Source organism: Cellulomonas sp. P22 (genome assembly GCF_044392165.1).
On sequence record NZ_JBISBW010000002.1, the window covers coordinates 1 to 21,965 of the forward strand.

17 protein-coding genes are annotated in these 21,965 nt (G+C 73.3%); 5 read left to right on the forward strand and 12 right to left on the reverse strand.

The features are described from left to right. Positions 1-80 precede the first annotated feature (80 nt). On the forward strand, positions 81-968 hold the full coding sequence (gene pflA, locus ACGIF2_RS00730) for a pyruvate formate-lyase-activating protein (protein ID WP_396042443.1): 888 nt from the start codon (positions 81-83) through the stop codon (positions 966-968). 72 nt (positions 969-1,040) lie between these two features. On the opposite strand, the gene ACGIF2_RS00735 is transcribed toward pflA, so the two are convergent. Beyond that, on the reverse strand, positions 1,041-1,772 hold the full coding sequence (locus tag ACGIF2_RS00735) for an alpha/beta fold hydrolase (protein ID WP_396042445.1): 732 nt from the start codon (positions 1,770-1,772) through the stop codon (positions 1,041-1,043). A 73-nt stretch (positions 1,773-1,845) separates the two neighbouring features. Here ACGIF2_RS00735 and ACGIF2_RS00740 point away from each other — a divergent pair, with 73 nt between their 5' ends. After that, a complete protein-coding gene (locus ACGIF2_RS00740; protein ID WP_396042447.1) occupies positions 1,846-2,544 on the forward strand; it encodes a helix-turn-helix transcriptional regulator in 699 nt (232 codons plus the stop codon). Between the two features lie 30 nt (positions 2,545-2,574). Here ACGIF2_RS00740 and ACGIF2_RS00745 read toward each other — a convergent pair whose 3' ends face one another. The 6 genes from ACGIF2_RS00745 to ACGIF2_RS00770 form a co-directional block, all read right to left on the reverse strand. Beyond that, on the reverse strand, positions 2,575-3,642 hold the full coding sequence (locus tag ACGIF2_RS00745; protein ID WP_396042449.1) for a 5'-3' exonuclease H3TH domain-containing protein: 1,068 nt from the start codon (positions 3,640-3,642) through the stop codon (positions 2,575-2,577). 147 nt (positions 3,643-3,789) lie between these two features. Further along, a complete protein-coding gene (locus ACGIF2_RS00750) occupies positions 3,790-5,916 on the reverse strand; it encodes a 3-hydroxyacyl-CoA dehydrogenase NAD-binding domain-containing protein (RefSeq protein WP_396042451.1) in 2,127 nt (708 codons plus the stop codon). After that, positions 5,913-7,160, reverse strand: a complete 1,248-nt coding sequence (locus ACGIF2_RS00755; RefSeq protein ID WP_396042453.1) for a thiolase family protein — start codon at positions 7,158-7,160, stop codon at positions 5,913-5,915. Before ACGIF2_RS00755 ends, ACGIF2_RS00750 begins: the two co-directional genes overlap by 4 nt. A gap of 127 nt (positions 7,161-7,287) precedes the next feature. Next, the gene (locus tag ACGIF2_RS00760) at positions 7,288-8,604 is read right to left on the reverse strand and encodes an HRDC domain-containing protein (RefSeq protein ID WP_396042455.1); all 1,317 of its coding nucleotides are present in this window, start codon (positions 8,602-8,604) and stop codon (positions 7,288-7,290) included. Between the two features lie 92 nt (positions 8,605-8,696). Continuing rightward, the gene (locus ACGIF2_RS00765; protein ID WP_396042457.1) at positions 8,697-9,227 is read right to left on the reverse strand and encodes a response regulator transcription factor; all 531 of its coding nucleotides are present in this window, start codon (positions 9,225-9,227) and stop codon (positions 8,697-8,699) included. A 132-nt stretch (positions 9,228-9,359) separates the two neighbouring features. Continuing rightward, on the reverse strand, positions 9,360-9,944 hold the full coding sequence (locus tag ACGIF2_RS00770) for a DUF3000 domain-containing protein (RefSeq protein ID WP_396042459.1): 585 nt from the start codon (positions 9,942-9,944) through the stop codon (positions 9,360-9,362). Positions 9,945-10,096: 152 nt separating this feature from the next. On the opposite strand from ACGIF2_RS00770, the gene gndA reads away from it, so the two are divergent. Together gndA and ACGIF2_RS00780 are read left to right on the forward strand one after the other, a co-directional pair. Beyond that, a complete protein-coding gene (gene gndA / locus ACGIF2_RS00775) occupies positions 10,097-11,554 on the forward strand; it encodes an NADP-dependent phosphogluconate dehydrogenase (RefSeq protein ID WP_396042461.1) in 1,458 nt (485 codons plus the stop codon). Next, positions 11,551-12,789 carry a hypothetical protein gene (locus ACGIF2_RS00780; protein ID WP_396042463.1) on the forward strand — a complete coding sequence of 413 codons (1,239 nt, stop codon included), beginning with the start codon at positions 11,551-11,553 and terminating at the stop codon, positions 12,787-12,789. The genes gndA and ACGIF2_RS00780 overlap by 4 nt, the downstream gene beginning before the upstream one ends. Before the next feature lie 89 nt (positions 12,790-12,878). Here ACGIF2_RS00780 and ACGIF2_RS00785 read toward each other — a convergent pair whose 3' ends face one another. Both ACGIF2_RS00785 and ACGIF2_RS00790 read right to left on the reverse strand, forming a co-directional pair. Continuing rightward, positions 12,879-13,364 carry a hypothetical protein gene (locus ACGIF2_RS00785; RefSeq protein ID WP_396042465.1) on the reverse strand — a complete coding sequence of 162 codons (486 nt, stop codon included), beginning with the start codon at positions 13,362-13,364 and terminating at the stop codon, positions 12,879-12,881. A 60-nt stretch (positions 13,365-13,424) separates the two neighbouring features. After that, complete coding sequence (locus ACGIF2_RS00790) at positions 13,425-14,246, reverse strand: dihydrofolate reductase family protein (protein WP_396042467.1); 822 nt, start codon at positions 14,244-14,246, stop codon at positions 13,425-13,427. A gap of 102 nt (positions 14,247-14,348) precedes the next feature. Between ACGIF2_RS00790 and zapE the strand changes: the two genes are divergently transcribed. Then, positions 14,349-15,419 carry a cell division protein ZapE gene (gene zapE, locus ACGIF2_RS00795; protein WP_396042469.1) on the forward strand — a complete coding sequence of 357 codons (1,071 nt, stop codon included), beginning with the start codon at positions 14,349-14,351 and terminating at the stop codon, positions 15,417-15,419. A 9-nt stretch (positions 15,420-15,428) separates the two neighbouring features. Here the strand turns inward: zapE and treZ are convergent, their stop codons facing one another. Genes treZ through glgX form a run of 3 tightly spaced genes read right to left on the reverse strand, consistent with a single transcriptional unit; the run spans position 15,429 to position 21,918 of the window. Next, positions 15,429-17,261 carry a malto-oligosyltrehalose trehalohydrolase gene (gene treZ, locus ACGIF2_RS00800; RefSeq protein WP_396042471.1) on the reverse strand — a complete coding sequence of 611 codons (1,833 nt, stop codon included), beginning with the start codon at positions 17,259-17,261 and terminating at the stop codon, positions 15,429-15,431. 2 nt (positions 17,262-17,263) lie between these two features. Beyond that, positions 17,264-19,777, reverse strand: a complete 2,514-nt coding sequence (treY, locus tag ACGIF2_RS00805) for a malto-oligosyltrehalose synthase (protein WP_396042473.1) — start codon at positions 19,775-19,777, stop codon at positions 17,264-17,266. Then, a complete protein-coding gene (gene glgX / locus ACGIF2_RS00810) occupies positions 19,774-21,918 on the reverse strand; it encodes a glycogen debranching protein GlgX (protein WP_396042475.1) in 2,145 nt (714 codons plus the stop codon). Before glgX ends, treY begins: the two co-directional genes overlap by 4 nt. Positions 21,919-21,965 lie beyond the last annotated feature (47 nt).

The following is a 21,965-nucleotide window of genomic DNA, read 5'->3' on the forward strand; positions in this document are numbered from 1 at the left end:
GACCGGACCGGCGCCCGGCGGACGACACCACCGCCGGGCGCCGACCCGCAGCACCCTCACCTCGCACCAGGGGAGACGACATGAACGCGACCAGCACCACCGGCCCCGAGTGCGGCGCGCCCGTGATCGAGCTCGGCCTGCCCCTCATCGGCGGCTCCCACCACCGGGCGTCGGCCGGCACCGCAGGTCTCGACGTCTCCGAGGTGAACCGCAGCGAGCGCTTCGCCCAGATGCGCGCCGGAGAGCTCGGGTCCCTGCACTCCTGGGAGCTCGTCACCGCCGTGGACGGCCCCGGCACGCGGCTCACCACGTTCCTCTCGGGCTGCCCGCTGCGCTGCCTGTACTGCCACAACCCCGACACCATGGAGATGCGCCGCGGCGAGCCGATCACGGCTGACGAGCTGCTGGGCCGCATCGCCCGCTACCGGCCCATCTTCGAGGTCACCGGCGGCGGACTGACCATCTCGGGCGGCGAGCCCCTCATGCAGCCCGCGTTCGTCGCGCGTGTCCTCCGCGGCGCCAAGGCGATGGGCATCCACACCGCCGTCGACACCTCCGGCTACCTCGGCGCGCACTGCACCGACGAGATGCTGGACGACATCGACCTCGTCCTTCTCGACGTCAAGTCGGGCCTGCCCGAGACGTACTCCAAGGTCACCGGCCGCGAGCTGCAGCCGACCCTCGACTTCGGACGTCGCCTCGCGGCCCGCGGCACCGAGATCTGGATCCGCTTCGTCCTCGTCCCCGGGCTCACGGACGCCCCCGAGAACATCGACGCCGTCGCCGACTACATCGCGACGCTGCCCACCGTCAGCCGCGTCGAGGTGCTGCCCTTCCACCAGATGGGCCGCGACAAGTGGGAGTCCCTCGGGATGCGCTACGAGCTCGACGACACCGAACCGCCGGCGCCGGACCTCGTGGCCCGGGTCCGCCAGCAGTTCCGCGACCGGGGACTGACCGTCTTCTGAGCCGTCCCGGCAGGCGGCCAGCCGCTGTGACTGGCCCCCCTGTCATCCGCGGTTCAGCATGTCATCCGCGGTTCAGCTGACCCGGGAGGTCGCCGCGGCGGCGAGGAGCTGTGCAAGGTCGTCGGGGCGGCTCCACATGGGCCAGTGGCCGGTGGGGAGATCGACGAGGTCCAGGTGCTGAAGGTTGGCGACCTCGGCGAACATGGGGTGACCGGCGTTGGCCAGCTCCATCAGCTGTGCGCTCGGGATCGAGCAGCACACCAGCGTGGTCGGGACCTGCAGACGTGCGTCGTTGGTGAGTTCCACCGGCTGGCGAAGCACGGGACCGGGCTCCGGGACGGCCAGGGCCCGGAAGCGCTCGAGATCGTGACTGCTCAAGCCTTCGAGGCTGGCCTGCTCCCCGAGCGCGTCGAAGGGCGGCAGGGGCAGCTCGTCCAGATCGTCCGGCAGGTCTGGAGCGAAGCCGGCTCCGGGCGCGACCGGTCCGCTGTCGACCCAGACCACGTGGCGGACGAGCTCGGGGTGCTGATCGAGCACCAGGCTCACCGGGGCGTTGGCTCCGCTGTGCGCCACGATGATCACCGGCTGCTCTTCGGACGCTGCGGCCCGTTCGATCGCCGCTGCCTGGTCGTCAAGGGTCCTGATCGCTCGCTCGTGGTCTGCCTCATCGAGGCCGGGAAGGGTCATCGGGACGGCTCGCCGGCCGGCAGCGGTCAGGTGTTCCACCACCTCGTCCCACGCCCACGCCCCCAGCCAGTGGCCGGCGATCAGGACAATGGTCGGTTCGCCTGTGTTGGTCGTCATGCTGCGATTCTCGCAAGGCCCTTGGACAAGGGCGTGTCACCATCTCTGACATGATTCTTGTCGGGGTGCGGAAGTGAAGCGGGCAGAGCGGCTCCACGCACTGTCCGAGATGCTGCGCCGCAACGGTTCCCGCGGATGCACTGCTGAGAAGCTGGCGGCGGAGTTCGGCGTGTCGGTGCGGACAGTGAAGAGAGATCTCACCGCCCTCGAGAACAGCGGTGCGCCGATCTGGTCGCGCCCGGGGCCTGGCGGCGGCTATGGTCTCGCCGCTCGGGCGAGCCTCCCGCCGGTCAGCCTGACCCCCGCGCAGGCGGTGGCACTGCTCGCGGCCGTCTCGGCTGCCTCCGATGCTCCTTATGCCGACCTGGCCTCAGCCGGCGTCCAGAAGATCCTGGACGTCCTCGACCCCAGGACCCGAACGAAAGCCGATGAGCTCGCGAGCCGCGTGTGGGTGGACACGCCATCGCCTTCCGTTCGCGCGGTCAGATCGGCACTCGACGAAGCGATGGCCGAGCAACGCGTCGTGCGCATCCGCTACGTCTCGCGTGACGGCAGCACGACGACCCGCGACGTCGAGCCGGTCATGTTCGCTTCCACGAACGGCCGTTGGTACCTGATCGGCTGGTGCCGGTTACGCAGCGATATCCGGTGGTTCCTCGTGACGGGAATCGAGCACGCCAGCGTGACCAAGATTCCCTGTGGCAACCACAGCATTCAGGAGGTCGGCATTCCCCCAGCGACGGCAAGGTCCGTGCAGAGCCGAGGTGAGTGAGGCGCCCATCGCGAGCAAGGTAGGGCCAGGTCAGAACAGCGTGTCCTCCCACAGGCCCGGCTGAGCGGACTCTGCCGGCGGCGCGGCTTCCGCCACGGACACCGCCGCGGCGACGAGCTCCGGACCCGGCGCCACGGGCACCACCGGACGCGCCACGGCACCGTCGCCGCCCGCACCGCCGCCCGCGAGCAGGAACCGCGCCGGCGACCGCAACGACATCAGCTCGAGACCACCCAGGGCGCCGTCGAGCCGGTCGCCGTCGACCGGCAGCAGCCCGGCCCCCGGCCCGTCGAGGCCCAGACCGAGATCCAGGTCCCCGCGCATCGTCATGATCTCGACGTTGCGCCAGAACGCTTCACGCCCCTCGGCCGACGCGAGCTTGCCGACGACAGCCTTCCCGACCTCCGCCGCGACGCGCTGGCCACCGTTCTCGTCGACGTCGGCGAACGCCGCCTCGACGCTCCCGAACACGCCGAGCAGGCGGGTGGCCGTCTTCTCCCCGATGCCCCGGATACCCGTGAGGTTGTCGGACGTGTCACCACGCATCGCGGCGTACTGCCGGTACTGGGCGGGGGAGATCCCGATCATCAAGGTCAGCCGCTCCGGGGTCAGCAGCGGCGACGCCTCGATGCCCCCGTTGATGACCCGCAGCACCGACGTGCTCTCGTCGATCAGCGCGAACGAGTCCCTGTCGGACGTGACCACGACCGTGGACCAGCCCGCCGCGCGACCGCACGCCGCCGCCGACGCGAGCACGTCGTCGGCCTCGAGCCCGTCCGGCACCACCACGTGCAGGCCTGCGTCACGCAGCAGCTCGGCCGTCGACGCGAGCTGCGCGACGAGCTCGGGCGCCTTCGGCCCACGCGTCGCCTTGTAGTGCGGGTGCGCGTCCTTGCGCACCGAGCGGGTGTGGTCGTCGAAGCCGACCACCACGGCGTCGGCCCCGACCCTCTCGACGGCCCCCAGCAGCTGGGACACGAAGCCCTTGACCGCCCAGGTGGGCCGCCCGTCCCGGGTGGTCAGACCCGTCCCGAACAAGGCGTGGAACGAACGGTGGACCAGGGAGTTCCCGTCCACCGCGAGGAGGGTGCGTGTCATGTCGGTCCCGTTGTGCGTGCGAAGGCAGGGCGACCCCCCAGGTCGCGGGCACAGCGCGGCGGGAGGGCGGCCCGCGGACGGGCCCGCACAGTCTCCCACGACGCGCTGCGCCGCCGGCCGGGCCCCCGGGCCCGGCCGGCGGCCCTCTCAGCGCGTCGGCACGTTCGCGACCCCGTCGGGAAGCAGCCGACGTCCCAGCACCTTCTGCGAGTACCCCGTGCGGTCCAGGTACGGGGTGATCCCCCCGAGGTGGAACGGCCACCCCGCACCCAGCACCATGCACAGGTCGATCTGGTCGGGGGAGGCGACCACGCCCTCGGTGAGCATGAGGCCGATCTCCTCGGTGAGGCCCGTGAGCACCGCGTCGAGCACGCCCGCCCCGTCGAGGGCCGTCGCCGTGCCGCCCGCGGGGACCTCGAACGCGTCCTGCACGCCCGGGTCCACGTCGAGCTCGGCCCCCGCCCCGTCGGGCTCGGGCACCACGCGCCGCCCGTCGGCCGCGAGCCGTTCGAGACCGGGGGAGAGCGGGTAGCGGTCCCCGAGGTCGGTGTGCAGCGAGCGCAGCACGTGCAGCGCGACCGGCAGCCCCACGAGCTGGATCAGCGCGAACGAGCCCATCGGCAGGCCGAGGGGCCGCAGCGCGGCATCCGCGACCTGCACGGGGGTGCCCCCCTCGACGGCAGCCGCCACCTCGGCGAGCATGCGCAGCAGCAGCCGGTTGACCACGAAGCCGGGCCGGTCCGCGACGCCGACCGCCGTCTTGCCCAGCGTCTTCGCGAGCGCGAACGCCGTGGCCACGGCCGCGTCGCTCGACCCCTGCGTGCGCACCACCTCGATCAGCGGCATCTGAGCGACGGGGTTGAAGAAGTGGATCCCCACGACCCGCTCGGGGTGGCGCAGCTGTGCCGACATCTCGGTCACCGACAGCGCGGACGTGTTGGTCGCCAGCACAGCGTCGGGCGCCACGACGTCCTCGAGCTCGGCGAAGACCCGCTGCTTGAGCGACATCACCTCGGTCACCGCCTCGATGACCAGGTCGGCACCGGCGAGCGTCTGCAGGTCGGTGCTCACCGAGATCGACGCGAGCACCCGGTTGGCCTCGTCGGCGCTGATCCGACCCTTGGCGGCCTGGCCCTCGACGAGCCGGCGGATCCCCGCGAGGCCCGCCGCGGCCCGTTCGTCGTCGACCTCCCGCATCACGACCGGCACCTTGAGCCGGCGTGCGACGAGCACAGCGAGCTGCCCGGCCATGAGCCCCGCCCCGACGATCCCCACGGTGCGGACCGGGCGGGCCAGCGACGGGTCGGGCGCACCGGCGGGCTTGCGGGCCTTGCGGCTCGTGAGGTCGAACGCGTAGAGCCCGGCCCGTAGCTCGTCCGACATGAGCAGGTCGGTGAGCGCGTCGTCCTCCGCGGCGAACGCCGTGTCCCGGTCGCTGTCGCGGGCGGCGGCGACGAGGTCGAGCGCCCGGTACGGCGCCTGCCTGGCGCCGTGCAGCCGCTGGTCGAGCTGGCGGCGGGCGCCCGCGACCACGGCGGCCCACTCGTCGGCCCCCTCGATCTCCCGGCGCTCGACGGTCGTCCGCCCCGCGAGGACGTCGGCCGTCCAGACCAGCGACCGCTCGAGGAAGTCGGCCGGGTCGAAGATCGCGTCCATCAGCCCGAGGCTGTGCGCCTCCGCGGCCCTGGTCATGCGGTTGTTCGCGAGCGGCCGCGTGAGGATGACCTCGAGCGCGGTCCGCACCCCGACGAGCTGGGACAGCAGGTACGCCCCGCCCCAGCCCGGCACGAGACCGAGGAACGCCTCGGGCAGGGCGAGGGCGGTGACGTCGGACGCGACCGTGCGGTAGGTGCAGTTGAGGGCGACCTCGAGCCCTCCACCGAGCGCCGCGCCGTTGACGTACGCGAACGTCGGCACGGCCATCTCACCGAGCATGCGCAGCGTCTCGTGGCCCAGGTGCGCGATCGACCGGGCCTCCTCGGGGTCGTCGAGCGCCGTCATGGTCCGCAGGTCCGCGCCGGCGGCCAGGTAGTACGGCTTGCCGGTCACACCGACGGCCACGATCTCGCCCGCGGCGGCCCGGTCGCGCACGGTGCGCAGCGCCGCCTGGATCTCGGTCAGGCCACCGAGGCCGAGCGTGGTCGGCTTGGTGTGGTCGAGGCCGTTGTCGATGGTCACGAGGGCGAGCGTGCCGCCACCCCCGGGCAGTGCGACGTCGCGGACGTGGGCGTGGGCAACGCGCTCGACCGGCGTGTCCAGGGTGGGCGTGGTCATCGGGCGCTCCCGTCGGTCGTCGCGGCGATCGGCTCGTAGTCGGGGTGGTGCGGGTTCTCCCAGATCACGGTGCCGCCCTGGCCCAGCCCCACGCACATGGTCGTCAGGCCGTAGCGGACGTCGGGACGCTCGGCGAACTGCCGGGCGAGCTGGGTCATGAGGCGCACGCCCGAGGACGCGAGGGGGTGGCCCACCGCGATCGCCCCGCCGTACGGGTTGACCCGCGGGTCGTCGTCCTTGATGTCGAACGCGTCGAGGAACGCGAGCACCTGTACGGCGAAGGCCTCGTTGATCTCGAACAGCCCGATGTCGTCGATCGTCAGTCCCGACCGCTCGAGCGCGCGCAGCGTCGCGGGCACCGGGCCGATCCCCATGACCTCGGGCTCGACGCCGGCGTACGCGAACGTGACCAGACGCATCCGCGCCGACATGCCCAGCTCGTCGGCGATGTCCTCGGCCGCCAGCAGGCACGACGCGGCGCCGTCGGTGAGCGGCGCCGCGGTGGCCGCGGTGACGCGCCCTCCGGGGCGGAAGGGGGTCGCGAGGTCCCGGATCTGCTCGAGCGTGGTCCCGGGACGCGGCGGCTCGTCGGTCGTGGCCAGCCCCCAGCCGTTCGCTGGGTCCCGCAGCGCCACGTACACGAGGTCCGGGGTGATCTTGCCGGCCGCGAGCGCCGCGGCGTACTTCTCCTGGCTCGCGACGCCGTAGGCGTCCGCCCTGTCGCGGGTGAGGGCCGGGAAGCGGTCGTGGAGGTTCTCGGCCGTCACGCCCATGTTGAGCGCGTCCGTGCTCACGAGGCGTTCGGACAGGAACCGCGGGTTGGGGTCGGCGTCGAAGCCCATCGGGTGGTGCCCCATGTGCTCGACCCCGCCGGCGACGGCGACGTCCTGGGCGCCGAAGCCGATCGCTGCCGCGGTCGAGGTCACGGCGGTCATGGCGCCCGCGCACATGCGGTCGATCGCGTAGCCGGGCACCGTGCGGGGGAGCCCGGCGAGCATGGCCACGGTGCGGCCCAGGGTCAGGCCCTGGTCGCCGCGCTGGGTGGTCGCCGCGATCGCCACCTCGTCGATCCGTTCGGGAGGCAGCTCGGGGTGCCTCCGGAGCAGCTCGCGGATCGTCTTGACGCTGAGGTCGTCGGCGCGGGTGTGGGCGTAGATGCCGTCCTCCCGCGCGCGGCCGAAGGGCGTGCGCACGCCCTCGACGAAGACGACGGGGCGGACGGTACGGGCGGATGCGCGCGGCATCGGACCTCCAGGCGGGACGGCGGTGTCCGGGTGGCGGTCTGGTCAGACACGCCTGGACCGACCGTACCCGGGACCAAGGTCCCGCACCAGCCCCAAGCTACTGCGCAGTAACGTGGGGCCGGCCGGCTCAGTCGGTGGCCGCCTGCGCGAACGCCGCGGCGAGCCGGGGCGCGATCAGGCTCACCTGCCATTCGCGGGCACCGCCCGCCGTCAGGAACGCCGCGATCGACTCCTCGTCGAGCCGCGCCGGAGGGGTCCAGCACAGCCGTCGCAGCAGGTCCGGCTGCAGCAGGTTCTCGGTCGGTACCGAGTGCTCGGCCGACAGGGCTGCCACGACGTCGCGTGCGACGGCGAGCCGGGCAGCGGCTGCAGGATCGCGGTCGGGCCACGCCCGCGGCGGCGGGGGAGCGTCCGAACGGGGCCCGCGCACCGACGGCAGCTCGGAGTCCGGCAGAGCCAGACCACGGTCGATCGCCTGCTGCCACAAGGTCGCCCGCCGGCGCGTGCCCTTGCCGGAGAACGCGGGGAGCGCCACGAGCTGGGGGACCGACCGGGGCAGCGCCTGGGCGGCGGCCATGATCGCGTGGTCGGGCAGCACCCTGCCCGGAGAGATGTCGCGCTGACGGGCGTTCTCGTCCCGCGTGGTCCACAGCTCACGGACCACAGCGAGACGCCGGGCGTCGCGGATCGCGTGCAGCCCGGAGACCCGGCGCCACGGCTCGACGCGCGGCGGGGGCGGCGGGGCGAGGCGCACGGCCTCGAACTCCTGCGCGGCCCACTCGGCCTTGCCCGCGACGGCCAGCCGCTCGGCCAGGATCTCGCGCAGCTCGACGAGCACCTCGACGTCGAGCGCCGCGTAGCGCAGCCACTGCTCGGGCAGCGGACGCGTCGACCAGTCGACCGCCGAGTGCTCCTTCGCGAGGCCGAGCCCCAGCAGCTCGGCGACCACAGCGGCGAGGCCCACGCGCTCGAGGCCCAGCAGGCGCGCCCCGAGCTCGGTGTCGAAGACCCGCGAGGGACGCAGCCCCTGCTCGGCGAGCCCCGGCAGATCCTGCGACGCGGCGTGCAGCACCCACTCGACCCCCACGAGGGCCTCGGAGAGCGTCGAGAGGTCAGGCAGTGCGATCGGGTCGATCAGCGCGGTCCCCGCACCCTCGCGGCGCAGCTGGACCAGGTAGGTGCGCTGCCCGTAGCGGTAGCCCGACGCCCGTTCGGCGTCGACGGCCACCGGCCCGGTGCCGGCGCCGAACGCCGCGACGACGCGCTCGAGCGCCTCGGGGGTGTCGACCACGGGCGGGACGCCCTCGGCCGGCTCGGTGAGCGGGACGACCTCGGGCGGGAGCGGCTCGCTCCGCGTGAGGGTCGGTTCGAGGGCGAGTTCGTCAGCCTCGTCGGACGGCGCGGCGTCCGCGGTGTCGTCCGTGGCCGGTGGATCGGGGAGCATGACCTCCACCGTATGCGCTCCGGGGGGTGCCGCCGCGCATGCCGCGCTGACACGGGCAGGTCGGTCCGGGTGGCGGACGTCCGGGACGCGGGTCAGGGGATGAGACCCGAGCGGATCGCGATCGCGACGAGCGCGGCACGGTCGCCCGTGCCCAGCTTGCGGGAGATGCGGGCCAGGTGGCTCTTGACCGTCAGCGCCGACAGGCTCAGCATCTCGCCGATGCGGCGGTTGCTGCAGCCGTCCGCCACGAGGGCCAGGACGCCGAGCTCGCGCGCGGTCAGCTCGGCGCGCGGGGGAGCGGTCGCGGGCGTCACCTGCTGCGGCACGGACGGGTGGGCCTCGGCCGCGACGGCACCACGCAGGCCGCCTGCGAGCAGCCCCACGAGCTCACGACGTCCCGCCCGGCGGGCCAGGAGGATCACGCGCCCCGAGCCGCGGCGCCGCAGGTTGCGGACCAGCAGCTGCCCGTCGCCGTCGGCCAGGTCGGTCACCACGATGCACATCTGCCCGATGCTGCGACGCGCGGTGTGCTCGGCCCCGGCCGTGGGCGTGGGGACGCGGCGGGGTGTGGGCGGGACGCCGCGCACGACGGTCGCGGCCCTGCGCAACGGTTCGATGCTCACTGGGACTCCTGGCGACGGATGCGGTGCGGGACGTATCCGACCCATCGGCACCCGGCGAACCGACCTTGAGGTCCGAGCTTCAGACCTTCGCCGCGAACCATCCGCACCGGGACCGCCCGCCCGAGACGACGCTCAGCGCCGACGGGGCAGCGGGACGACGCCGACCGGCAGCGGCGGCAGGCCGGCGACGCTGCACAGCAGCGAGGCCCAGGCCCGCAGGTGCGGGGCGAGGTCGTCGTCCTGCGCGGTCCAGCTCACGCGCATCTCGATCTCGACCTGGTCGGGGCGCTCGGACAGCGCACCGAAGCTCTGCGACAGCACCCGGGTGACGGTGCCGCCCGCGGCGTGCGGGGTGACCCCGAGTCCCTGGAACGAGTCCCGGAACCAGCTCCACGCGACCTCCGCCAGCAGCGGGTCGCCGCCCACCTCGGCCTCGAGGGTCGCCCGGACGAGCGTCACGAGCCGGAAGGTGCCGTTCCACGCCTCCTGCCCCTGCGGGTCGTGCAGCACCACGAAGCGGCCCGAGGCCAGCTCGTCCGCATCGGGATCGCGTCGCGTCGCGTGCACCTCTGCCGTCAGCGCGGCCGAGTACGGGGCGATCCGGCCGGGACCAGGCACCTCGTCGACCTCGAGCTCGGGGCGCAGCCGCACCGAGCGCAACGACCGCAACGCGCGGACGAACTCGGTGGGGGCTTCGTCCGGACCGGGGGGGATCACGCCTGCGAGCGTACGGGCGCGGACCCTCGGTCTTGCGGTACGGCACGCCGCGTCGTCGTTCGTGCCTCGCGACTAGGCTGGGGCACTGTACGAGACCTCTCGGCCACCCCGCCCCAGGGCGGGCGGCAGGCGACGAAACGGAGCAAGCGCGCATGACGGCAGCAGGAACCGCCCCCACAGGAACCGCCCAGATCGGCGTCACCGGTCTGGCAGTGATGGGGCGCAACCTCGCCCGGAACTTCGCGCGCCACGGGTACACGGTCGCCGTCCACAACCGGTCGTTCGCCAAGACGCAGTCGCTCATCGAGGAGAACGGCGACGAGGGCGCGTTCGTGCCGTCCGAGTCGATGGCCGACTTCGTGGCCTCGCTCGAGCGCCCGCGCAAGGTCGTCATCATGGTCAAGGCCGGCGCGCCCACCGACGCCGTCATCGCCGAGCTCGTCCCGCTGCTCGACGAGGGCGACATCGTCATCGACGCCGGCAACGCGCACTTCCCCGACACGCGGCGCCGCGAGGCCGAGCTCAAGGAGCACGGCCTGCACTTCGTCGGCTCGGGCGTCTCGGGCGGCGAGGAGGGTGCCCTGCTCGGCCCCTCGATCATGCCCGGCGGGTCGCGCGACTCCTACGCGGTGCTCGGCCCGATCCTGGAGGACATCTCGGCCAAGGTCGACGGCGTCCCCTGCTGCACCTACGTCGGCCCGGACGGCGCCGGCCACTTCGTCAAGATGGTGCACAACGGCATCGAGTACGCCGACATGCAGCTCATCGCCGAGGCCTACGACCTGCTCAAGCAGGGCCTGGGTGCGTCCGCTGCCGAGATCGGCGAGATCTTCCGCACCTGGAACGAGGGCGACCTCGAGTCGTTCCTGATCGAGATCACCGCCGACGTGCTCAGCCACGTCGACGCGAAGACCGGTCAGGCGTTCGTCGACATCGTGCTCGACCAGGCCGAGCAGAAGGGCACCGGTCGCTGGACCGTGCAGAACGCGCTCGACCTGGGCGTGCCGATCACCGGCATCGCCGAGGCCACGTTCGCACGCGCCCTGTCGGGCTCGGTGCCCCAGCGCACCGCCGCGGTGGGCGTCCTGCCCGCCGAGACCACCCCGTTCGACATCACCGACCGCGACGCCTTCATCGAGGACGTGCGCCTCGCGCTGTACGCCTCCAAGGTCGTCGCGTACTCGCAGGGCTTCGACCAGATCGCCGCGGCGAGCGCCGAGTTCGGCTGGGACATCGACCGCGGTGCCATGGCGCGCATCTGGCGCGGGGGCTGCATCATCCGCGCCCGCTTCCTGAACCGGATCACCGAGGCCTACGAGCGCCAGGCGGACCTGCCGCTGCTGCTCGCCGACCCGTACTTCGCGGGGGCGGTCGGCAACGGGGTCGGCGCATGGCGCCGGGTCGTGTCGCAGGCCGCGCTCACCGGGGTGCCCACGCCCGCGTTCTCGTCCTCGCTGGCCTACTACGACGGCGTGCGCGCCGAGCGGCTGCCCGCGGCTCTCATCCAGGCGCAGCGTGACTTCTTCGGGGCGCACACCTACCGGCGCACCGACAGCGAGGGCACGTTCCACACCGAGTGGTCCGGCGACCGCGCCGAGCACGACGCGTGAGCGGGCAGATCCAGCCGGTCATCCTGGGCGCCGACATCGGCGTCTACGCGCTCGCGCGGTCGTTCCACGAGGCGTACGGCGTGCGCTCCGTGGTCGTCAGCGGGGCTGCGCTGGGCCCGGTGGCGCACTCGCAGCTCATCGACAACGTCCTCGTCGAGGACGGGCACGACCCGCGCCAGCTCGTCGACCGGCTCGTGCGCCTGGCCGATGAGCTGAGCGGGCGCCAGCTCGTCCTCATGGCGAACTCCGACTGGCTCGTGCGTGTCGTCGTGCAGCACCGCGCCGAGCTCGAGCCGTACTACGTGGTGCCGTTCCTGTCCGAGGACCTGCTCGAGCGGATCTCCGACAAGGCGACGTTCGCGGAGATCTGCCAGGAGATCGGCATCAGCGTGCCGCGCACGATCGTGCAGGACTTCGCCCGGGCCGGGGAGAGCGGCTGGCAGCCCGTGCCGGTCGACATCGACTACCCGCTCATCGCCAAGGCCGCGAGCAGCGCGGACTACCAGGACGTCGAGTTCGCCGGCAAGAAGAAGGTCTTCGAGATCGGCTCCGCCGCCGAGCTCGACGCGCTGTGGGACTCGCTCGCCGCGGCGGGCTTCCGGGGACGGTTCGTGGTCCAGGAGCTGATCCCCGGCGACGACACGCAGATGCGTTCGATCACGGCGTACGTCGACAGCCTCGGGCAGATCACGCTGCTGTGCTCGGCGCACGTGCTGCTCGAGGAGCACACCCCGTCAGGGCTGGGGAACCCCGCGGCGATGGTCACCACGCGCATCGACGGGATGCTCGACCAGGCCCGGCACTTCCTGAAGTCCACCGGCTACGTCGGCTTCGCGAACTTCGACGTCAAGGTCGACCCGCGTGACGGGTCGTTCCGGTTCTTCGAGGTCAACCCCCGGATCGGGCGCAACAACTACTACGTGACGGCGGCCGGGGCCAACCCGATGCGGTTCCTGGTCGAGGACCGGGTCGAGGGGCGCGCGGTCGAGCCCGTCGTGGTCGACCGCGAGATCCTGTACTCGATCCTGCCCCACCAGCTGCTGCTGCGGTACGTGCTCGACCCCGCGCTCCGGGCTCGCGTGCAGGGGCTCATCAAGGGCGGGAAGGTCGCGCACCCGCTGCGCTACGCGAAGGACGCGTCACCGCGCCGGCTCGCGTACGTCGCGGCCGCGATGATCAACCAGGTCCGCAAGTTCCGCCGGTACTACCCCGAGGTCACCGGCACGGGCTTCTGAGCGTGCCTCCACCGGCACCATGCCGTTGACGAGGAAGGGTCCCGGAGCGGTCGCTCCGGGACCCTTCCTCGTCGGTGCGGGCGCGGGGGTCAGTCGAGGATCTCGCTCGTGCCCGAGTACAGGTGGAGCACAGGGACCTGGAGCTCCTCGCGGGCCCGTGACGCCCAGTCCCGGTGGAAGGTGTCCTCGACGGCGTGCGGATAGGTGACGACCACGATCTCGCGTGCGCCGCCTCGCACAGCGGCGCGCAGCGCGGGCAGCGGGTCGTCGTCGATCACCTCGCCCGTCACCTCGCGACCCGCCGGCCGGAACGCCTCGAGGCTGTCCTCGAGCTGCTCGGCGGCCGTGCGCCGGGCCTGCGCGGGCGACGGCTCACGACCGAGCACGGTCTCGAACGCCTCGCGCAGCTCGCCCAGGCTCAGGTCGTCGATCAGGGAGACCAGCACGTTGCGCTCGGTGTCGGCGGGCACGAGCACCCGGTAGGCGAGCTCCTCGCCCTCGTGCAGCGACAGGATGTGGGTCACGTCGGTCGGCGCGACGGCGTTCTCGGCCAGGACCACGATGGTGTCAGTCACGGCTGCGAGCCTAGTCGCGGCCCTGGTCACGCGCCCGCGGACGGACAGCACAGCACCGCGTCAGTCGGGCGGCTCGAGGTCGGGGGTGTCCGCTGACCCCGGGGTCCGCAGGAGCCACCGCCCGAGCAGCGACCCGCCGGCGTGCAGCAGGTGGGCGGGCGTCGCGTCGACCGGCGGCGCGAGCCATCCCTCCGACGCGAGGACCCGCGGCGCGGGACCACCCACCAGCAGCGGGCTCGTGGTCAGGCACAGCTCGTCGACGACGTCGTGGGCCACGAGCTCCGCGAGCAGGTGCGGACCCCCTTCGGCCAGCACCCGGACGAGACCCCGTCCGGCCAGGGCCGCGAGCGCCCGGGCAGGCTCGACCGTCGAGGTGCCCGCGACGATCACCCGGTCGGGGCCGACGATCTCCCGCAACCGGTCGAGACCGGCGCGGTCCGCGACGGTCAGCACGAGCGGGGGGCGCGGGCCGGACAGCAGCCCCGCGGGGAGCGCGCCCGACGCGCTGACGACCGCGAGCTCGAGGTGCGGGGCCTGGCCCCTGGCGCTGCGGGCGGCGGCGAGGCCCGGTGCGACGGTGAGCGCGCGGTAGCGCTCGGCGCGGGCGGTGCCGGCCCCCACGAGCACGACGTCAGCCCAGCTGCGCTGCACCTCGAAGGCACGGTGGTCGGCCGCGGAGTTGATCGAGCCCGAGACGTGGTCGGCACCCGTGGCCGCGCCGTCGAGCGTCGTGACCATGTTGGCGCGCACGTAGGCCGCGCGGCCCGCCTCCGGCAGAGGATGGGCGTAGAGCGCGCTGAGCGTGCGCTCGTCGGGCTCGGGTGCCAGGCGCTCACCGGCGCGGGCGAGCGGCAGCAGGACGTCGAGCGTCGGGGCGGGCACGCCTTCAGGCTAGCGAGCGGGGGGTGGCGCGTCGTGGGGGGCGTGCGGGACCGCCAGGTGTGCAGGTCGCGCGCGGGTGGGTGACACGTAGGCTGAGCGCTCGTGACGTCGACCGACCCCGCCGCACCCGCCCCGCCGACGAGCCTCGTGGGGCGCCGTCCGCTGGTGCCGGTGGACCGCCTGCTCGACGAGCTCGTGCCGCCGCGTCACTTCGCGTCCGAGTCGTTCGCGACCTACCGCCCCGACCCCGCGCACCCCAGCCAGCAGGACGCGCTCGCACGGCTCGAGGTCGTCGCGGCCGGGCTGACCGCGGTCACCGCGCCACGGTGGTGGCGGCGACGGCGCGCGGACCCGGTGGCGGTATACCTCGACGGTGGGTTCGGGGTCGGCAAGACGCACCTGCTGGCGTCGCTCGCGCACGCCGTCGACGGGCGCGCTGCGTACGGCACGTTCGTCGAGTTCACGAACCTGGTCGGCGCGCTCGGGTTCCTCCCGACGGTCGAGGCGCTGGCCCGGCGTCCGCTCGTGTGCATCGACGAGTTCGAGCTCGACGACCCCGGCGACACCGTGCTCATGGCCCGCCTGCTGCGTGAGCTCGCGGACCGCGGTGTCTCGCTCGCCGCGACGTCCAACACCCTGCCCGGGTCGCTGGGCGAGGGGCGCTTCGCAGCGGAGGACTTCCTGCGCGAGATCCAGGCCCTCGCGGGCCGCTTCGAGGTGCTGCGCGTCGACGGGGAGGACTACCGCCACCGGGTGGCCGCGACCGACGACCGCGGTCTCGACGACGACACCGTGCGCGCCGCGGCGGCGCTCGTGCCGGGCGCGACGATCGACCGGTTCGAGGACCTGCTCGCCCATCTGGCCACCGTGCACCCCAGTCGCTACGGGGCGCTGCTCGACGGCACGTCGCTCGTCGCGCTCACCGAGGTCGGGCCCGTGCACGCGCAGGACGTCGCGCTGCGGCTCGTGGTCCTCGTGGACCGCCTCTACGACCGTGACGTGCCCGTGCTGCTCGGCGGCGGGGGAGAAGGCCGGCTGTTCAGCGACGAGATGCTGCGTGGCGGGTACCGCAAGAAGTACTACCGGGCCCTGTCGCGGCTCGGTGCGCTGGCGAGCGCGGGACGGGCGTCGTTGCCCGGCGCGTCGGAGCTCCCCGACGGCCGCAGCGCGTAGCGGAGCGTCTCAGGCGAGCACCACGACGCTGCGTCCGGGCACCACCGCGTGCGTGGGCCCTTCGTCGTCGCCCGGGTGCTCGAGCTCGACGTCGGACCATGCGGCGCGCACCGTGAGCGGCCCCACGGCCCGCAGGGGCACGCGTCGGGGCTCGTCGGCCAGGTTGACGACGACGCGCGCGGGCCCACGCTCGACGACGAGCCACCCGCGCCAGCCCCGAGCGCCATCGCGCCCCGGGGACGTCTCAGGCCCGGACCCCCCGGCCTCGACGTCCACGTCGGGCTCGAAGTGCACGTCGGTGGCTCCCAGGTCGCCCGACGCCAGGTCGGGGATCGCCCGGCGCAGCGCGACCAGGTCCCGGTACCAGTCGAGGAGTCGCGCGGACCGGTTCTCGTCGCGCTCCGCGCGGTCGAGCACGCTCGCCGCGAACGTCGCCGGGTCCTGCGGGTCGGGGGCCACGACGTCACCGCCGTACAGCTCGACCCACCCGTGGTCGCCGAACTCGCCGCGCCGTCCGCTGCGCACCGCCTCGGCCAGGTCGGGCTCGGGGTGGTCGGTGAAGAACAGCCACGGGGTGCGGGCGCCCCACTCCTCGCCCATGAAGAGCATGGGCGTGAACGGCGAGAGCAGCACCAGGGCGGCCTCGGCCGCGAGCGCCCCGTCGTCGAGCCGGGCCGCGGGCCGGTCGCCGAGCGCGCGGTTGCCCACCTGGTCGTGGTTCGAGGCGAAGACCACGAACCGGTGGCCGTCGGTGCCGGGCGGCACCGGCGTGCCCCAGGGGCGGCCGCGGAACGTCGACCACGAACCGGCGTGCACGAAGACCTGGGTGAACGCGGTGCGCAGCACCTCGGGGCTGCCGAAGTCGACGTAGTAGCCGTGCCGCTCGCCGGTCACGAGGGCGTGCACCGCATGGTGCACGTCGTCGGCCCACTGGGCGGTCATGCCCCAGCCGCCGTCGACCGTGGGCAGCACGGCGACCGGGTCGTTGAGGTCCGACTCGGCCACGAGCGACAGGGGGCGACCCAGGGAGCCCGCGAGCGCGGCGACCTCGTCCGACAGCTGCCCGAGCAGGTGCCGGGCGGAGCCGTCGACGAGTGCGTGCACGGCGTCGAGGCGCAGCGCGTCGACGTGGAAGTCGCGGAACCAGCGCAGCGCGGAGTCGACGACCCAGCGGCGCACCTCGTGGGCGCCGTCCTGGTCGAGGTTGACCGCGGAGCCCCACGGGGTCTGGTGCGCGGGGGTCAGGTACGGCCCGAACGGGGCGAGATAGTTGCCCGAGGGGCCCAGGTGGTTGTGCACCACGTCGAGGCACACCGCCAGACCGTGGCGGTGCGCGGCGTCGACGAAGCGCTGCAGGGCGCGCGGGCCGCCGTAGGGCTCGTGCACGGCGTACAGCGAGACGCCGTCGTACCCCCAGCCGTGGGCGCCGTTGAAGGGGGCCACGGGCAGCAGCTCGACCACGTCGACGCCGAGGGCCACCAGCTCGCCCAGGTGGGTGGTCGCCGCGTCGAGGGTGCCCTCCGGGGTGAACGTGCCGACGTGCAGCTCGTAGAGCACGCCGCCCCGCACGTCGCGTCCCGGCCAGTCCTGGTCGGTCCAGGGGAACGTGGTGGCGTCGAAGGCCGCGGCGGCGGCGTGCACGCCGTCGGGCAGGTGCTCGGCGCGGGGGTCGGGGTGCGGCGGCGCCCCGTCGACCGCGTAGCCGTAGCGGGTGCCCTCGGGCAGGTCCAGGTCGGCCTCCCACCAGCCGTGCTGGGTGCGGTGCAGCGGTTCGCGCCGGTGCGTGTCCGGAAGGTCGAGCTCGACGTCGTGGGCGGCGGGTGCCCACACCCGGGGCCGCACGATCACTCCTCGGCCCGGACGAGCAGGGCGACGGGCAGGTCGGTGAGCAGCGGGCCGATGCGTTGCAGGCCGCCGTCGGTCTCGCCGCCGCGGAGCACGTCGCGCCAGTGCCCGTCGGGCAGTGCGACCGTGTGCTCGCCCCAGCCGCCCAGGCGCTCGAGGGCGACCGCGAGCCGGGTGGCCACGACCACGACGTGCGGCGTGCCCTCGACCGTGCGGGCGAACGTGACCGCATGGTCGGACGAGTGGGCCAGGGGCACGAAACCTGCGTGCGGGCCCGTGAACGCCTCGGGTGCGTCGCGGCGGGTGCGCAGCGTGCGCGCGGTCACCAGCAGCTTCTCGTCGGCCAGGTCCCGGGGCGCCGCACCCGTGTCGAGCCGGGCGAGGCGTGCCGCGAGCTCGTCGACGGGCACCGGGCGCCGGTTGTCGGGGTCGACCAGGGCGATGACGGGCGCCTCGGTGCCCTGGTACACGTCGGCGACCCCCGGCAGGGTCAGCTGGACGAGCTTGGTCCCGAGCGTCGCGGCGCGCACCGCCTCGCGGGTGCGTTCCTCCCAGCCGGTGAGCAGCATCTGCACCTGCGGGTCGACGAGCGCCGAGCGGGCCGTGAGCAGCACGCCCTCCTCGTAGTCGGCGTCGGGGCTCACCCATGAGGTGTGGGTCTTGGCCTCGCGCACGGCCTTCGTGAGGTAGGTCGTGAGCCGGTCGGCCGCGAGCGGACCCTGGTCGGTCCACGTCCCGGCGAGCGTCTGCCACAGCAGGTTCTCGGTCCGCCCGTCGAGCAGCGCGCTGCGGTACGGCGCGGACGCGGCACGCAGCTGCTCGACCAGCGCCGCCCACTCGAGGGGGAGCTCGGAGAGCACGCCGATGCGGGTGCGGGTGTCCTCGGTCCGCTTGGTGTCGTGCGTCGAGGACGTCGTCATGCCCAGCGGTGTCGCACGCTGGGCGTGCGCGGCCCACGAGACGAGCTCGGTGGGCGGCAGGGCGAACCGCGAGGGCTCACCCCCGACCTCGCACAGCGACACGAGCTGGGTCCACCGGTAGAACGCGGTGTCCTCGACGCCCTTGGCCATCACCGCCCCGCAGGTCTGCTGGAAGCGCACCACGAGCTCGTCCCGCTGCGCCTCGCCGGTGCGCCCGGCCTCACCCACGGCGTGACCGAGCAGGAGCTCGACGACCACGTCGAGCGTCGGCAGCCGCTCGGGGGCGAGACGTTCACGGGCCAGGTGGGCCGCGGCCTCCATCGCGGCGAGCGACGCCGGGTCGACGGGGCGCCCGGGCACGACGTACGCGCGGTAGCGGTCGAACGCGACCAGCAGCTCGATCAGGCAGTCGTGCAGGGCGCGCCACGTGTGGTCGCGCAGCCACAGGTCGTCGTGGCAGATCTCCGCGGCGAGGTCGGTGATCCGGTGCACCTCGGCGTACAGGGGGCCGGCGACGACCTCGCGCTTGGCCTCCTCGATCACGGCGGCCAGAGCGTCGCTCGTGTCCCCGGCGATGCGGTGCATGAGTGCGCCGAGCTCGGCCGCGCCACCCGGGTCGACGAACGTCTGCTGGACGCGCCACAGCCCGTCGTAGCCCGTGGTGCCCGCGGTGTCCCACTCCGGGTCGAGCTCCTCCTCGCCCTCCAGGATCTTCTCGACCACGACCCATGCGCCGCCCGTGCGCTCCCGCAGCCGCTCGAGGTAGCCCGCCGGGTCGGCCAGGCCGTCGGGGTGGTCGACCCGCAGCCCGTCGACGGTCCCGTCGGCCAGCAGCTCGAGCACCAGCGCATGCGTTGCGTCGAACACGTCCGGGTCCTCGACCCGCACGGCGGCGAGGGTGTCGATGTCGAAGAACCGGCGGTAGTTGAGCTCCTCGTCGGCCACCCGCCAGTACGCGAGACGGTAGTGCTGACGCTCGACGAGGTCGGGCAGCGGCAGGTGCTCGGTGCCCTCGCGGACGGGGAACGCGTGGTCGTAGTACCGCAGCACCCGCGTCGGCCCCTCCCCGGGGACGTCGACCTCGTCGAGCGTGAGCTCACCTCGGGCGAGCACTGCCCCGATGCGCTCGCCGAGCACGGGCATCAGCAGCGCGCCCTCGCCGGCTGACCAGTCGACGTCGAACCACGGGGCGTACGGCGACGAGGAACCCTCGGCGAGCACCGACCACAGGGCGCGGTTGAGCCACGCCGGGGTGGGCACCGCCATGTGGTTGGGCACGATGTCCAGCACCAGGCCCAGCCCTGCCGCGTGCGCGGCGTCCGCGAGCGCCCTCAGGCCGTCGCGGCCTCCGAGCACCTCGGACACGGTGCCGTGGTCGACCACGTCGTACCCGTGCTGCGAACCGGGTGCGGCGGCGAGCACGGGGGACAGGTACAGGTGCGTCACGCCGAGCGAGGCGAGGTAGGGCACCTGCGCGCGGGCGTCCGCGAACGTCAGCGCGGGGCCGAGCTGCAGGCGGTACGTCGAGACGGGCACGGGCCGGCCCGGCGCGGGCAGGTGCCGGGCGGGCGTCCCCTCCCAGGGCGCGCTCATGCGGGGGTCGCCGCGGCGGCCGGGAGGTCGGAGACAGGCGGGCGGGTCAGCAGCACGACCGAGCGCTGCTCGAGCTCGAGGCTCGCGCCCGCGTCGAGCTGCGCGCCGGGCTCGACCCGCGTGTCGGTGCCGAGCACCACGGTCCACCGCTGGCCGTACTCGGCGGGGGGGAGCGTGAACTGCACGGGCTGGGACTGGCCGTTGAACAGCACCAGGAAGCTGTCGTCGACGATCTGGTCGCCGCGCAGGTCCGGCTCGGCGATGGCCTCCCCGTTGAGGAAGACCGCCACCGAGCGGGTCTGCTCGCCCTCCCACGCGGTGTCCTGCATGTGCTCGCCCGTGGGCGTCAGCCACGCGATGTCCCGCAGCTCGGACTCACCGCCGTGCTCGGCGGCGCCCGCGAAGAACCGGCGCCGCCGGAGCACCGGGTGGTCACGGCGCAGGCGCACCAGGTGCCGGGTGTGGTCGAGCAGCGCGATGCGTTCCTCGTCGAGGTCCCAGTCGACCCAGGACAGGGGCGAGTCCTGGCAGTAGACGTTGTTGTTGCCGTGCTGCGTGCGCCCGATCTCGTCGCCGTGCGAGAGCATCGGCACGCCCTGGGACAGCAGCAGCGTGGCGAGGAAGTTGCGCTGCTGGCGCCCGCGCAGGGCCCGCACCTCCGGGTCGTCGGTCGGTCCCTCGACCCCGCAGTTCCACGACCGGTTGTGGCTCTCGCCGTCCCGGTTGCCCTCGCCGTTGGCCTCGTTGTGCTTCTGGTCGTAGGACACCAGGTCGTGCAGCGTGAACCCGTCGTGCGCGGTGATGAAGTTGACCGAGGCGATGGGTCGGCGCCCCGTGTGCTCGTACAGGTCGCTCGAGCCCGACAGGCGGCTCGCGAACTCGCCCAGGGTCGAGGGCTCGCCGCGCCAGAAGTCGCGCACCGTGTCGCGGTACTTGCCGTTCCACTCCGACCACAGCGGCGGGAACCCGCCGACCTGGTACCCGCCGTCGCCCAGGTCCCACGGCTCGGCGATGAGCTTGACCTGGGAGATGACGGGGTCCTGCTGCACGATGTCGAAGAACGCCGAGAGCCGGTCGACCTCGTGGAACTGACGGGCGAGGGTGGCAGCGAGGTCGAAGCGGAACCCGTCGACGTGCATCTCCTGGACCCAGTAGCGCAGCGAGTCCATGACGAGCTGCAGCACGTGCGGCGAGCGCATGAGCAGCGAGTTGCCGGTGCCCGTGGTGTCGAAGTAGTGCGTCGGGTCGGCGTCGACGAGCCGGTAGTAGTTCGCGTTGTCGATGCCGCGGAAGCCCAGGGTCGGACCCAGGTGGTTGCCCTCGGCGGTGTGGTTGTAGACCACGTCGAGGATCACCTCGATGTCGGCCTCGTGCAGCGCCTTGACCATCGACTTGAACTCCTGCACCTGCTGGCCGGCCTCGGGGTAGGCCGCGTAGCCGTTGTGCGGGGCGAAGAAGCCGATCGTGTTGTAGCCCCAGTAGTTGCTCAGGCCCTTGTCGACGAGCCCCGGGTCGACCACGAACTGGTGCACCGGCATGAGCTCGACGGCCGTCACACCGAGCGACGTGAGGTGCTCGACGACCGCCGGGTGGGCCATGCCGCCGTACGTGCCGCGCAGCTCCTCGGGGACGGCCGGGTGCTGGCGCGTGAGGCCCCGCACGTGCGCCTCGTAGATCACGCTCTCGTGGTACTCGTGACGCGGCGGGCGGTCGTGGCCCCAGTCGAAGTAGGGGTTGATCACGACGGCCGTCATGGTGTGGCCCGCGGAGTCGTCGTCGTTGCGCTCGTCCTCGGCGCCGAAGCGGTAGGAGAACAGCGACGGGTCGCCGTCGACCTGGCCGTCGATGGCCTTGGCGTACGGGTCCAGGAGCAGCTTCGAGGGGTTGCACCGATGGCCGGCCGCCGGGTCGTACGGGCCGTGCACCCGGTAGCCGTAGCGCTGACCGGGTTGCACGCCGGGCAGGTAGGCGTGCCACACGAACGCGTCGACCTCGGGAAGGTCCAGGCGCTGCTCGGTGCCGTCGGCGCCGATCAGGCACAGCTCGACCCTCTCGGCGACCTCGGAGAACAATGCGAAGTTCGTCCCCGTGCCGTCGTAGGTCGCACCGAGGGGGTAGGGACGTCCAGGCCAGATCTGCATGCGCCAAGAGTGCCAGCGCCCGGTGCCGCGCGCAGGATGACCTGGTC

Coding starts and splice junctions, on each gene's coding strand:
- glgX (WP_396042475.1), bottom strand. CDS start 21,918: ATGCAGATCTGGCCTGGACGTCCCTACCCCCTCGGTGCGACCTACGAC.
- ACGIF2_RS00760 (WP_396042455.1), bottom strand. CDS start 8,604: ATGCTCCCCGATCCACCGGCCACGGACGACACCGCGGACGCCGCGCCG.
- ACGIF2_RS00755 (WP_396042453.1), bottom strand. CDS start 7,160: ATGCCGCGCGCATCCGCCCGTACCGTCCGCCCCGTCGTCTTCGTCGAG.
- treY (WP_396042473.1), bottom strand. CDS start 19,777: ATGAGCGCGCCCTGGGAGGGGACGCCCGCCCGGCACCTGCCCGCGCCG.
- gndA (WP_396042461.1), top strand. CDS start 10,097: ATGACGGCAGCAGGAACCGCCCCCACAGGAACCGCCCAGATCGGCGTC.
- pflA (WP_396042443.1), top strand. CDS start 81: ATGAACGCGACCAGCACCACCGGCCCCGAGTGCGGCGCGCCCGTGATC.
- ACGIF2_RS00750 (WP_396042451.1), bottom strand. CDS start 5,916: ATGACCACGCCCACCCTGGACACGCCGGTCGAGCGCGTTGCCCACGCC.
- ACGIF2_RS00735 (WP_396042445.1), bottom strand. CDS start 1,772: ATGACGACCAACACAGGCGAACCGACCATTGTCCTGATCGCCGGCCAC.
- ACGIF2_RS00745 (WP_396042449.1), bottom strand. CDS start 3,642: ATGACACGCACCCTCCTCGCGGTGGACGGGAACTCCCTGGTCCACCGT.